Origin of the sequence: Mesorhizobium huakuii, from assembly GCF_014189455.1 — a bacterium.
Classification (GTDB): Bacteria; Pseudomonadota; Alphaproteobacteria; order Rhizobiales; family Rhizobiaceae; genus Mesorhizobium; species Mesorhizobium huakuii_A.
The window spans coordinates 162,806-176,187 of sequence record NZ_CP050297.1; the positions used below are offsets into that span (position 1 = coordinate 162,806).

Here is a 13,382-nt window from a genome sequence, read left to right on the forward strand (position 1 = left end):
CGTTTAAGAACAATGTGTTGTGTTAACTATCAAATCGACATTGTCAAATATCGGACAATGCGGCCCGCAGCCCCTCGACAAGGCGATCCTGGAGTTGCGGTGCGCTTGCAGGATGCCATGCACATTGTTCTTCACGCGCGTGCGATGCCGCACGACCTGATTGCGCCGGGCGACGAGACCGCGAAGCCGCTCGGTCCGCTCGTCGGGAACCCAAACCTCCGGCAGCAAACCGCTGGCGTGAAGCTGCGCCAGAACACCGGCATCGATCTTGTTGGTCTTGATCCTGGCATGGGCGATCGTCTTTCATGACCACCCTTCATTACCGCCCCTTTTTGCAGAACTTGACGCACACAACCCTGAAAGGCGGAAGCCGCGGGAGGACGGGCTCAAGCGTACTATGGGGAAAGTGCCTGCGTGTCGCCGATGACGTCGCCCGTGGGACCGCTCCTAGTGGATTGATTCCAACGTTTGGTGCCCGCGCCTGACGGCGGCGATGATTTCGTCTGGATCGGCGCGCCAGACGAAGGGGCGTGGTTGCTGATTGTGCTCGTTAATGAAGCGGTTGATGGCGGCCTGGAGGTCGACAACCGAATGGAAGACGCCATGCTTCAGGCGGCGCCGGGTCAATGTGGCGAAGAAGCCCTCGACGGCGTTGAGCCACGAACATGATGTTGGCACGAAGTGGAATGTCCAGCGCGGATGGCGATCCAGCCAGGCGCGGACTTTCGGCTGCTTGTGTGTGGCATAGTTGTCGAGGATGACGTGGACGGTCTTATCGGCGGGCATTTCAGCCTCGATGGCATTGAGGAAGCGGATGAACTCCTGATGCCGATGGCTGCATGTTGCGGCCGATCACCGAGCCATCGAGGATGTTGAGCGCGGCGAACAGGGTAGTGGTGCCGTTGCGCTTGTAGTCGTGCGTCATGGTCGCCCCACGACCGCGCTTTAGCGGCAACCCCGGCTGAGTGCGATCAAGCGCCTGTATCTGGCTCTTTTCGTCGACCGACAGCACGACGGCATGCGCAGGCGGCGAGACGTAGAGCCCGACCACATCGTGAAGCTTCTCGGCAAAGGCTTTGTCGTTGGACAGCTTGAAGTTGCGCCAGCGGTGGGGGGCAAGGCCATGGTCGTGCCAGATCTTCACGACCGAGGACGCAGCAATGCCAACCGCCCTTGCCATTGCGCGGACCGTCCAGTGCGTCGCCTCGTGGTCGGGCTGCTCCAGCGTCAGCGCCACAACCTTGTCGACCAGCGCGGTCTCGAGCGGCGCGATGCCCGGAGGCCGGGTCTTATCGCGCAGCAGGCCATCCACGCCCTCGGCCATGAACCGCTCCTGCCAGCGCCACACGCAGGTCTTTGACTTGGCCGTGGCCGCCATGATCGCGACAGTGCCCAAGCCATCGGCGGTCAACAAGATGATCCGCGCGCGCCACACGTGCTTTTGCGGCGAACCGCGCGCCGCGACGATCGCCTCAAGCCGGGCCCTATCCGATGCCGTGACGACGATGCTGATACCGGTGCGCATCCCGCATCGTCGCACAGGCACGCAACATCGGGAATCCCCAATCGGACTCGTCTGTCACGATCAATCCACTAGCATGATTTGGAGCCCGGCCTGGGACCCTGGCGGCCGCCTCTGGCTCTACGCCGCAAAATCGGGGCCGGTTCCGCGAGGTCTGCATCGAATGACGGAGGTCAGAGGTGATCTCAGAACGGGGTGCGGTGACTGGACCAGCCGACATCGAGGCCGAGTTCTCGGCATTCCTCGCGCGCCTGGGGCCGGAGCACCCTGACATCCGGCGATCCTGTCAAATGCACGCTATTTCTCGCAGAAGGCAGCCGGCGTCCTGGCTACTCCCCCGATTATCCCGGATTTAAATCAAATCCGTCTGTGGATATTGACGATTGCGCGACCCTCACCTCGTAGACGGCTAATGCGGGCGGCTACTGAGAGGGTCATATGACAAGCGATTTTTCCGCCGCCCGAGTGCATTTAGATCGAGCGTATCACTACCTTCGTGGCGATGACCCGATGAGCCAGAGGGGACGCGAAGCCTTGGACCTCTTAATTGAGGCGGTTGCCGTCGAAGAGTTCAAGCAGCCACGCCAAAACGCGGAGATGCTAATGTTTCCGATTGGGCGCCGCTTCTGAGGCGATCTCCATGGCCGCCACTCTGAACCATGGTGAGCAAATCCTCCCAGAACGCAAAGAAGCCCGCCCCGGCATGAGCCGAGACGGGCAATAGAAATGGGAGTCCCAAGCGCGCGTCCACGAAACAGCGCCGGCAGGTGAAATTCAGCAGAATGTCCATTCTGGCGCAACGTCACGTTCGCGAACCGAGAAATTGACCGATGCCGTGGGAAAACTCGATTGCGATCCCTGTTATCGCGTGTCACCCTACTCCGGTTCCTTATAAGTGGTCGGGTAGCCCCTCCCGATCACCGTGTACCCCTCCTCACCCTCCGAATGAATCCTGAGAATGTTGGAGGGGGGCAGTTTGTGCTCGACGCCGAGATCGAGGCCTTCGCGAAAGAACTCGGATCCCAGGCTGCAACTCGGCGCCAAAAACATGGGATTATTATGTATTTGAGCGACGCGAACGGCCGTCTTGTGCCGCTCTGCCCATTTCCCCTGCGATAGCGATTATTTCACCGGTGGAGGGCCAATGCACAATGCCCGAAGTATACAACTCCAGCTTTCAACAACCGAGCTTTGGTCGGAGTAGTGCTTGTCAGCGTCTTGGGTGACGGCTGGAGCTGGAGCGGTCATTACAATGGCCAACGCTGTGGCAGCAAGTATCGTTCGTGGCCAGTGAGACCGCAATTTCTGGAGCCTCGAGCGCCCCACAGCGTCTTTTTCTGAGGTAGGCATTTTTCGTTTTCCTTTTGGATCATCACGGATTTGAAGAGGATCTGGTGTTATGTCCCGTTGGGAGAGCCGGCGAAGCGGCCGATATTCATGTGGTCGAGTCATAAGTTCTCCTGAATGTTTGTTTTACGAGAACCCTTATGGCAGCCCTAGCTGACAACAGGCTGAAAGCGGTCTTCGCGATGGCAATCCTGTCTGCCGATCGCAGCGAGATCCAACGGAGCTGGGGCGTCCCATGGGATGCGCAGCCTGTATTGCGTTCGGACGAATGTCATGTGAACTCCTGGGCTAAAGACTGCGCGACGGGCCATGTCGGAACACGTATCATGGCTATGAATATGCAATTGGCATGCCACCAAACGGGTTGTGAGCAGCGACCACAAATCGGAGGAGTCGCCCCCTGGCCGGCTTGATCCTAACCCCTAGCCCGTCCTATTCACGAGCGGCCTGGTTCCTTGCCGCTTAGCGTTCGGTCATGAAGGTGTGAGGCGTCTTTTTCACCGCAGCTGAGACTGGACTTTGGAACGCGCTGGAGGGTCAAGGTATCGGGTTCGGCGGGGCTTTGATGCCCCGGCGCTCATGGCCCTGCGGGCTGCAGCGTGATGGCGATCGTTCGGAACAGACTTGCTTCGGGACAGGCGGCGGCGAAGGCCAGACGGATGCGCGAGACGGTTTCGGTGACGCGGGCGCCGAGCTTGAGAAGCCTGAGCCGCAGTGTAGCGAACTCGGCGTTGCACAGATGATGGGTCGTGGGCACCGCCTCGCGCAGGGTGAGCATCAACCAGTATGCGGCGGTGTGCAGGACGAGACGGACCTGGTTGGCAATCGGTGAGCGGCAGCTGGTGCGGTCGGAGGCGAGCTGGCTCTTGTGCATCTTGATCAGGTTTTCGGCCTGGCCGCGGGCGCAGTAGATCACATCGTAGACATGCTCGGCGGAGCCTTTGTCGAGATTGGTGACGACGAAGCGGATGTCGAGGCCGAGGGTGGTTGCCTCGATGCGGGCGCAGGCGCGGCGTTCCGTCTTCCAGGATTTCGCCTTGTATCGGGTCTCGGCATAGCCGCGCAGCACCGGCTTCTGCTCGAGCGCGCGGCGGGTGCGGATATCGTCGGCGGCTTCATCAACGAGACGCTGGAGAACCTTGTTGCCGGGCAATCCGAAGAGGTAGTCGACCGCATTGTCCTCGCACCATGCCATGACTTGCGCCCGGCCATAGTGGCCATCGCCGCGGATCAGAATGCGGGTGGTCGGCCAGCGGGCGCGGATGCGCCGGACAAGCCGGCGCAGATGGCCGCGGATCTCCTTGCCCGCCGGGGTCCTGCCAGGACGCAGGATCATGGCGACCGGGCGTCCTGTCGCGGCGTCGTAGATGTGGATCGGCAGGAAGCAACGCTCGTCGTAATGGGCGTTGAACAGCGAGAGCTGCTGATGGCCGTGAACGACATCCACCGTGTCGTCGATGTCGAGCGTGACGCTTTTGGGCGGCGCGGCATAGCTCGACAGCCACAGATCGACCAGCACCCAGCCGAGCCGGATGACGGTGCGCAGGTCGGGCAGGTTCTCGAGGCGCGAGCATGTCGGCTGCGAGCACAGATCAATCCCGCTGTCGGGCAGCCGCCCGCAGGCGAGCTTGAAGGCCGGGTCGGTGCGCAGCCGGTCGAGATCGTTGGCATCCTCGTAGCCGCATGCGATCGCAAAGATGCGGGCGCGCACAATGTCGGCCATGGCGTGCGTCACCCGCGCTGGATCGCGCGGATCGTGGATCGCGGCGGCCAGCCTGTCGGCCAGTTGCAGGCGTCGCTCGGCCGCTGCCAAAAGCATGACGCCACCATCCGAGGTGATGCGTCCGCCGTCAAACGCAGCTGTGATCTTCTTGCGTCCAACGGCTGGAAATGAGAGCGGCAGCAACGTATCATCGGTCATGGCGGGTGTGGCTCGCGAGAGGCGGTGGCAGGGTTGGCTTAGACAACCGAATCCTACGCCAAATCAATCGCTTAGGCTACATCCGCCAACCTCTCAGACGCAACGTCGTGCATAAGACGGGCTAGGATGTCTGGATCTGAACACAGATTGTCGTCAATCGGACTCGGACAAAATGCTGTGACCAGCTTTGGCACCGGCTGACGCCAGAGTCCTCGGTTGAGAATTGCGCGTCTGAGGGCGGATTGGGCAACAGGCGATCGCCGGGGCCGGTCGAGTTGGGCAGCCGTGTGTTGCTGTTAGCGTGGCGGCATAGGGCCGCAGGTGTGAGCCCGCCTCGTAGCAGAGGTGAATCCGATCGAACTTGGCGGCGATCCGTTGGATAACGCGGCGCATGCTTGTGTCCGATGCATCGACCTCACCGAAGTAGCGAACCTCTCCTTCCCGGCCGGCTTCCGCAATCGCCACGGCATTCCTCTGCTTCGCAACATCGATTCCGACGGGGATGTCACATTAATGAGAAATACTACTATCTACTCGTCAAGCGAAAAAGTTTGCAAAGAAATCAAAGGGTTATGGCGTCAAGAATGTAACCGGGGCAGATTACCGGGCGGTGGGGGTTTGCAGGCGCGTGCTTTCGTGATTCACCCTTTGCGTGACGCTACCACCGACTGATTCGCTTGAAGGCCTGTCGCTCGCGGAACTCCGCGGGCTGGTTTCTGCGCTGATCGGCGAAGTGCGCGGTCTTCAAAGCCGGGTCGAGAGCCTTGAGATCGAGAACCAGGCGCTACGCGCCGAGAACCAGACCCTGAAGGATGAGATCGCCCGGCTGAAGGACCTGCCGCCGCGTCCCCCGGTCAAGCCGACCAAGCCATCGGGCATGGAGAAGGCGACGCAGCCGACATCTGGCAAGGGCAAGCGCCGCCGGCGCGGCGCCAAGCGCGACGGCGGTCGCGTGAGCCGCGAGGTGACGGTTGCGGTGAGCGCTCCTGCGGGCTCTCGCTTCAAGGGGTATGAGACGATCCTGGTGCGCGATCTGGCGTTGTCGGCCGAGGTGGTGCGCTATCGCCGCGAGCGCTGGGTGACACCGACCGGCGAAACGATGGTGGCGCCGTTGCCGGCGGGGATCATCGGCGGCTGGGGCGCGAACCTGCGCCGCTTCATTCTGGCCTGTCACATTCAAGGCCAGGTGACGACGGAGCGGTTGACGGCGTTGTTGACCGGGATCGGGGTCGACATTTCGAAGCGCCAGGTGGTGCGGCTGATTTCGGAGGGCCTGGAGGCCTTCGCGGCGGAGGACCGTGACGTGCTGCGCGCCGGGCTGGCTACGGCGCCCTGGATCACCGTCGATGATACGTCGGCGCGCCACGCCCACCAGGACGGCTACACCACCCAGATCGGCGATCGCCGCTTCACCGCGTTCCGCACCGGGCGATCGAAGTCACGGGAGGCGTTCCTGGCGACGCTGCGTGCCGGGCACAGCGATTACTTCATCAATGAAGAGGCCCTGGCCTATATGCGCGGCCGCAACCTCGCCGGTCCGGTGATCGCGCGGCTGGCGGCTGCGCCGCACAAGGCATTTGCCGACAGCGCCGCATGGCAGGCGCATCTGGCCGCACTCGGCCTCGACCAGCTCGCGGTTGAGCCCAACCCAGTCAGGATCGCCACCGAAGGGGCGATGTGGGGAGCGATCCGCCACCACGGCTTTCTTGGCGATACCGTGGTCGTGTCCGATGATGCCGGCCAGTTCCGCATCGGCGACCATGCTCTGTGCTGGGTCCACGCCGAGCGGCTCGTCCACAAATTGATACCCGTGACCCCGGATCAACGTCAGGCCGTCGACATCATGCGCCAGTTGATCTGGTGGTTCTATCGCGACCTCAAGAGCTACCAGCGTGCTCCTTGTCCGCGCCACGCGGCGGCCCTGCGCGCCCGCTTCGAGCGCCTGTTCAAACGACGAACCGGCTACGTCATGCTCGACCGGCTTCTTGCCAGGCTGCATCGCCGCAAGCATGAACTCCTGCGCGTTCTCGATCGTCCCGAGATCCCGCTCCACACCAATGGTTCGGAAAACGACATCCGCACCTTCGTCACCAAGCGCAAGATCTCCGGCGGAACCGTCAGCGAGGCAGGCAAGAACGCCCGCGACGTCCTGCTCGGCCTGATGAAGACCTGCATCAAGCTCGACGTCTCATTCTTCCGCTATCTCGGCGACCGCCTCGGCATACCAACACAAGAGTCGATTCCGCCGCTCCCGGATCTCGTTAGGCAAGCCGCTCAAGCCTGACTGCCCGGTAATCTGCCCCGGTTACCTCCCCACAGCCCTTGCTCGTGCCCCATCGCTCAGCGTTGGCATCGGCACGCGGAAGCCGTCCCCAAGGAAGCCGGGATCATAGGGGATGATCAGTTCTGGACGCGCCATGGCTCGATGCCTCAAAGCTTGATGTTGAAGTCCAACGCCTGGGCTTCCAGCTTGCGTGCCAGGCTGCCGACCGCCCGCTCGACCGTCGTCGGCGGCAAGCCCAACGCGCTGCACATCGTCATCAGGTCGACGGCGCTCGACCGCCTTTTGCTCTCATGCGTCTTCATCCAAGTCGCAACGCTGGCGAAGCGATCCTGCTGCTGCTCGTTGGCCGCGACCGGATAGAGCAACCTTGCCACCGCTGCCTCGGCCGGGGTGATGTGCAGTTCATCCTCCCACTCCAATCCCTCGAACCCGGTCCCCGACGAACTCCTCGCATCGCGGAACCACCCGCGCAACTCGGGGTGCGCCAGCCCAGCCGTAATCATCTCACTCACCGTCGTGAACTCTTCCGCCACCTTCACTTCAGCTGGCGGCGCCATAGTCGTCGGTGCGCGTCGCTCCGAACGCGGCTGGACTGGCGCCACCACCTCGAGTGGCGCGGCGGTCCATGCCATCCACAGGCTCGACGACCACAGTCGGGAGGCTATGAGCTCGCTGAGCGACCCCGCCGGGATCAGTTCAGGCCGTACCCGGGCAGCATCGAGCAGCGCGCCCCAACTCGCCGCGAGGAGCGGAGGGAACGGCACCGGAGGCTCATCTCCGATCGGCTGGCTGGTTCGCATCCGGAAGCGCAGCCTGAGCGCCGCAACGTCCGGATGCCTCACGACCTCGCCGCCGGTCAGGTCGGCGAGCTTGTCCAGCAGCCGTTTCTGGAACGGCAGGTCATCGTCGTGCCCGCGATCGCACAGATGAGCGGCGAAGATTCCGAGCATCGGGTTCAGGGCCTTGTCGTCGGCCAGATTGTCGACCAGTTGCTCGATATCTGGCCCATAGAGCGCCCGACCGGAGCCCAGCGCCGCCAGCGCCGCCTCCTCGAAACCGGTGAGCGTCGCGTCCATCGCACCGGGCATGTCGAGCGGCAGCAGCCGTACCCGCAGCCGCTCAAGGTCGATGCTCATCTCCCCGGTAGAGCACAACGGCGCAACGATCTCGATCCGATAACCAGGGCAGACCGTCAGCGGTAGCTCGAACGGCTGGCGCTCGCCGGGGTCGCTGAGTCGCAGCCGCCAGTGCCCTGGCGCCACCGCGAAACGCCAGTTGCGCCACTCCCCGGGTACCAGGTTGGCGACGACCGGCGCGTCAGGGTCTGCTCCGGTCAGCGTCGCGGTAATTTTTGGTGTCGTTGCGATGTCGGCCAACCCATGGGTCGTCCCGGTGAACGACACCACCACCGTGGCGTTGTCGTGCGGTTGGGGCAACGTTTCGGGCATCATCTCGAGCGTCGCTTCCCGGCCGTGTGACCGCGCAGCCTGCACCACCGTTACCTCGCCGGCATCCGGGGCGGCGATCACGTGCTGGCGCTCCCAGCCGTCGCTTGCCCTGAAGCCGACCTCATAGAGCCCTGGCGCGACATCCACGGTAATGCTGCCGGTGTTTGAGGCCAACGCCACCGGCTCGAAGCGGGCGTCAAGCAGCCGTATCTCGGTGAATGGCTCGACGCTCTGCACCTTGAGCGTTACCCGCTTTTGCGTTAGCGGAGCACTAGATGGCGACATCCATTCCTCCCTCGCGGACCGACACTGCTTGCGACGCGGTGATCAGCCCTGCTGCATCGATTCCGTCGAACAGCCATAGCCCCGGCTTCAGCATCACTGTTGCCGGCGCGGTTTGCGCCTGCCTGACGACACCGAAGTCGATGCCATCGCGCACTTGAAAGCGCGCCGCACCGTTGCGCAGCGAGACGTTGACCGGCACGCCACGAGGCGTCCCGAACACCATCGGCGTCGGCGCGCCAGGCTCGCCATCGTCAAACTCAATGCGCGGTCCGCCCGCCGCCGCAGCGTCGATGAAGCGCTTCAGCGAGCTCGAGGTGATCCGTCCGGCGTCGTCAGATGCCGTCGTCAACCCGCGCAGCAGCGCATTGGTCAGCACCCCCTGCCAGCTCCCAGCCGCCCCTGGGTCAAGCGGGTCTGGCAACAGCTTCTCGGCGGCCGTCGCGTTCCACGACGCCGCATGGATATGCAGGAACGGCCTGCGCGGAGTCAGCGTAACGTCACCGTAGAAGGGCAGGTTGCACAAGAGCTCTGCGGGTCCGGACACCTCGGCACAGGTGTCCATCACGAGCATGACCTCCTTGAACAGCCCGGTCAGCCGCATGCTATCCGCCGCCACCCCGCCGAGGAGCCCGCGGAGCAGGTTGGGGCGAGCATCGGCCATCACCAGCGCGCAGTCGCGGTGGTTCGGCGGCGGCCGCGACAGACCGTGCCCGGCGAGAAACAGATAGAGCCGCCGGCCCCCCAGCCAGCCGGTGTTGGCGCGATCGAAATAGGTGGCAAGAATGTCCTCGATCTGGTTTCGCACCGGTTCGGCCGGCGGCTGATGACCAGCCGAAACGACCAAGCTGATATTCGCGGGGTTGAGCCCGCCCATCGTCGGGTCGACCAGCCAGCGGCAGAACAGATTGCAGTCGTTGATCGCGCCCTGCAACGTGTTTATCCCGGCCACATAGTCGTTGATACCGACGACGAGCGCATGATCATCGGGATTGACGTGCGGGGGTGGGGTCGCGGGCAGCTGGACGAGCGGCATGCGGTCCTCTACTCAAGGCGTTCACACTGGAATGTAGGAAACATCGCGACTATACGTAGATTGGCTACAACAATGCTGTCGGTATGATAACCCTCCTCCTGTAGTTGTGCTAGAGGGCGTTGTTATTTTTATTTCAGCTTTCGCCGCGTTCCATTTTACTCTCGACGGCGATACGAATCCAGATAAACTTGGATACCACCGTGTCTATCCGTTTCGATTTCCCAGTCTAACTCAGGCGACGGGAACACCTGCCAGAGCACTTTGAACGGCATTCAATACATTTATCCGGCCGAAGCCAAAATAATCATTCCGGCCAGAAATGTACGGATATTCATCCGCTTTGTCCGCGGTATCACAGATTATGCTCCGAACTTCGTCCTCCCGTAGGTTCGGATTGCAGCTGATGACTAACGCGCAAGCGCCGGCGACTATGGGAGTCGATGACGAGGTTCCGTTGAAGTTGGGTATGTAGTCCCCATCTGCATAACCAGAGCTCCCAGATATGTCCGTGGTGAGATTGTGAACCCCGGGCGCGGCGATCGAGATTTCAGGGCCGTAGCATGTGCCCCACCAAGTTTCTCCATCGGCGCTGGTTGGTGTTTTCAGTTTGTCGAATTCATTGCTGGCTGAGACCGTAATTATGTTTGGCAAAGTCCCTGGAAATTGAACCGGTCCGTTCGAGTTGCCAGCGGCGGCGACAACGACACAACCACGCCCGTCACGCCCTCTCGTTCGAGCATCTTCGAAACTTTCTGCAATCTCGTTTGATGGTGCTCCACCGCCCCAGCTATTGCTGAGGACCGACGCTCCATTCCGCCATGCCCACCCAATTGACCCTGAGATAATGCTGTTCGAAGTGACCCATGGCCCTCCGCTATAGGTAGAAGATGCTATTCGCACGGCCACAATGGAGCAACCCATTCCCGATCCGAGGACGCCGTGGTCATCACTTCCAGCACCAGCGGCCAGGCCCGCGCAAGCCGTACCATGCCCGTCCCAGCTGTTGGGTTCTTGGTAGGAATCGTTGTCAATCCCATCGTAGGTACCCCGAATTGCACCAGACAAATCCCTGTGCTTGGTATCAACTCCTTCGTCTAGGATCGCGATACTGACCTCTGGGCTTCCGGAATGAAGCATCCGCGCCTCATCGGTTTGGGTTATCTTCATCGCATATTGACTTTGTGGAGCTTGCAGAGAAGCTGCATCCGGCGCTCCGGAACCGCTTCTGCTTGGAATGTGCTTTCCAATCGTAATAAAGTCTGGCTCAGAGAAACGAACTATTGGATCGCTGTCTAGCAATGCACACAGGGCAAAGATATCGGTCTTCTCGGCGATTTCAAAGACGGCTGACTTCTCGCGCTTATCTAGGAGAGTGAGACCGTACTTTTCTGTAATCGCATCAACGTCCTCGATGCTTTTTAGTCCAACGATGACTCGATCGGCTGCCACCACCTGATTGCCGCCTACGCAAAATACAGGAAGCGTTTGCGAGACTTCTGCCCGCACATTAAGCTTGGACATAGTGTCCGCTGGCGCAATCTGACCGGGCATTGGTGGCGCAACGGGGACTATTGTCAAATGCTCTCCCGGAATCTCAAACCTTGTGGAAAAGGGACCCGCACCAGACTGTTCTGTCGCTTCCGCGCGCGCACTTCGAGGCAGGTCGGGTTGGAAGCGGACTGCTACGACAGATGGGTCAAGTTCCAGGACAACGTCCTGCCCCAGAACCTTATAGCTATATGCCATCGATAATAACTCCTGTGTCCGGCGGCCCTATACCAAGCTTCACCACACAATTTCGTCCTGCTTCCTGAAGCTTCGGCCAAGGAAGCTGTCGCTAGCTTGTCACCTTATGCATCTATCTGGCGGCGGCGCGCTCTCGCTGCGCCCTCTGAACGGAATAGACCAAACAAAGTCCGTCTGGTGGAAGAATGGCTCGCCATCCCGCTGGAACCACGTTGGATCCGGGATGCCCCTCTCAAGGACGAGTTTATCCGTGTCAGGTCGGAACGCTTCTTTCCCGATTACTTCCTTGCACACTTCCACGCCTCCCCCGTCTTCGGGGCTTATCGAGCAAACCGCCTTCTGTTGAGCCGAGGGCATGGATACAAACTTTCTCCCTGTCTCCGACGTCCAAATCTCACGTGAAATCGCCGCCGTCGCATGGCAAGCAATGCACGACGATCGCACAAATTTGTATTCAATATTGTGATCCCCAAGGATCGTTGCCGAACCTGTTGGTAGAGTAAAATCAACCTGTGTGCCGCCCAGTCGATAATTCTCCCATACCGTTCCTTGAGCGATCCGGGGTACACCATAGTCGTCTGGTGACGTGAACTTGATTCCGTCGTCGGGCTGATCTTTGTGATGGAAGCTGGCCCAAAACCAATTAGCTATGTCTTTGGTAATAATATGGAGTGCGATAAGACCATATACCTTTCCTTCAAATTCGGCGGTGTAATATGTTCCGCGCTGTGCCTCCGGGATGGGTGGCGCCGACTTATCTCCTTGCGGGTCATCAAAATCGATCCAAGCAGCTTTGACTTCTATCGAATCGGCTGGGAATTGAATTGGCGGTTTCTTCCCCTCATCGACAGCCTTTGCGTATCTTTGCTGGCCTTCTACGCTGAAGAGACACTCATCCCGAATGAATTCGTAAGTAGCTCGATTCATACGAGTTTCACCGAATCCTCCAGCGTTGTGAAATATTCCATCCGAGGGTGAGAAGAATGGTCCGGGGCCACCGCTCTTGCCACTCTTTGGTAAAGGTACTTTCCCCGGTGCCTCGTCCTTCAGCGTGGTAACATCATTCCAGAAAGGGGGCTCTGCCCCATTCTTTGTGTAAACTTCGGACTGGGCATTGCGCCACGTCTCCCATACGGACGTCGCTCCTGGAGCACCGAAGGGTTTGAAACAGTCGGGAGTGCCCCGAGCGATCTTTCGGTCGATTGCCGGATGGTTGAGGGAGACGAACAGATCCCAGGCATGCTTACTGGGTCGATCGAATGCATCGCCCCGTATTGGCGTTGTCTGGCAGTAATTGGGCATTGTGCCCTCAGACGTTCCTGCTGCGCCCACTGCAGTTGACCCCACGGCAAGGGCAAGGATTGTTGCAACAAAAATGCGCATTTGTTCCTCTCACACTTCAGTTTGAGCGACTTGGCCGTCTTCCAGGGCGCCCGCCTCAAGCCAAGCGCGAATTCCTTGAAGTATCTCGTCCCCGCTTATCGTTTCGCCATTTCCCAGCTTCACGGAATAATCTTTGTCCGTTACGAAAGGTCCTGTTTTTGGCATCTGCGGCATGCCGCACCACCCCGCTTTTAGTATCTGATAAAATGCAGAGTTTACTTTGTCCTTGGGATCGATAATTGGAACAGGTTGCCCAGCGCACTGTTTTGTTGGAATGAAGCCTGTTATGAAAGCGGCGTAAGGTTGATGCCAAAATACCTTGTGACCAGCGTTTCCTGCGTCTAGGTTGGCGTTCAATGCGATCGCGTCGAGATACTGCTGCACAGTTTTATAGCTTATCGTCATGTCCATAT

The 13,382-nt window shown here is 60.4% G+C and carries 8 protein-coding genes and 3 pseudogenes; 2 read left to right on the forward strand and 9 right to left on the reverse strand.

Features of this window, described 5'->3' with window-relative positions:
• Window positions 1-99: 99 nt before the first annotated feature.
• Window positions 100-303: pseudogene (locus HB778_RS35475) on the reverse strand (IS110 family transposase); the annotation flags it as partial.
• Between the two features lie 144 nt (window positions 304-447).
• Window positions 448-1,525, reverse strand: a pseudogene (locus HB778_RS35480) (IS630 family transposase).
• 435 nt (window positions 1,526-1,960) lie between these two features.
• Here HB778_RS35480 and HB778_RS42135 point away from each other — a divergent pair.
• Window positions 1,961-2,152 carry a hypothetical protein gene (locus HB778_RS42135; protein ID WP_244662076.1) on the forward strand — a complete coding sequence of 64 codons (192 nt, stop codon included), beginning with the start codon at window positions 1,961-1,963 and terminating at the stop codon, window positions 2,150-2,152.
• A 1,294-nt stretch (window positions 2,153-3,446) separates the two neighbouring features.
• On the opposite strand, the gene HB778_RS35485 is transcribed toward HB778_RS42135, so the two are convergent.
• Together HB778_RS35485 and HB778_RS42140 are read right to left on the reverse strand one after the other, a co-directional pair.
• A complete protein-coding gene (locus HB778_RS35485; RefSeq protein ID WP_183461167.1) occupies window positions 3,447-4,790 on the reverse strand; it encodes an IS1380 family transposase in 1,344 nt (447 codons plus the stop codon).
• A gap of 327 nt (window positions 4,791-5,117) precedes the next feature.
• Window positions 5,118-5,294: pseudogene (locus tag HB778_RS42140) on the reverse strand (IS110 family transposase); the annotation flags it as partial.
• Between the two features lie 148 nt (window positions 5,295-5,442).
• Between HB778_RS42140 and HB778_RS35495 the strand changes: the two are divergent.
• Window positions 5,443-7,074, forward strand: a complete 1,632-nt coding sequence (locus HB778_RS35495; RefSeq protein WP_183463841.1) for an IS66 family transposase — start codon at window positions 5,443-5,445, stop codon at window positions 7,072-7,074.
• Between the two features lie 146 nt (window positions 7,075-7,220).
• Here the strand turns inward: HB778_RS35495 and HB778_RS35500 are convergent, their stop codons facing one another.
• From HB778_RS35500 to HB778_RS35520, 5 genes are all read right to left on the reverse strand, one after another.
• Complete coding sequence (locus HB778_RS35500; protein ID WP_183465340.1) at window positions 7,221-8,807, reverse strand: hypothetical protein; 1,587 nt, start codon at window positions 8,805-8,807, stop codon at window positions 7,221-7,223.
• A complete protein-coding gene (locus tag HB778_RS35505; protein ID WP_183465341.1) occupies window positions 8,794-9,840 on the reverse strand; it encodes a caspase family protein in 1,047 nt (348 codons plus the stop codon). The genes HB778_RS35500 and HB778_RS35505 overlap by 14 nt, the downstream gene beginning before the upstream one ends.
• A gap of 231 nt (window positions 9,841-10,071) precedes the next feature.
• Window positions 10,072-11,586: a S8 family serine peptidase gene (locus HB778_RS35510; protein WP_183465342.1), complete on the reverse strand. Its 1,515-nt coding sequence runs from the start codon at window positions 11,584-11,586 to the stop codon at window positions 10,072-10,074.
• Window positions 11,587-11,685: 99 nt separating this feature from the next.
• Window positions 11,686-12,969, reverse strand: a complete 1,284-nt coding sequence (locus tag HB778_RS35515) for a hypothetical protein (RefSeq protein WP_183465343.1) — start codon at window positions 12,967-12,969, stop codon at window positions 11,686-11,688.
• A 9-nt stretch (window positions 12,970-12,978) separates the two neighbouring features.
• A complete protein-coding gene (locus HB778_RS35520; RefSeq protein WP_183465344.1) occupies window positions 12,979-13,374 on the reverse strand; it encodes a hypothetical protein in 396 nt (131 codons plus the stop codon).
• Between the last annotated feature and the right edge of the window lie 8 nt (window positions 13,375-13,382).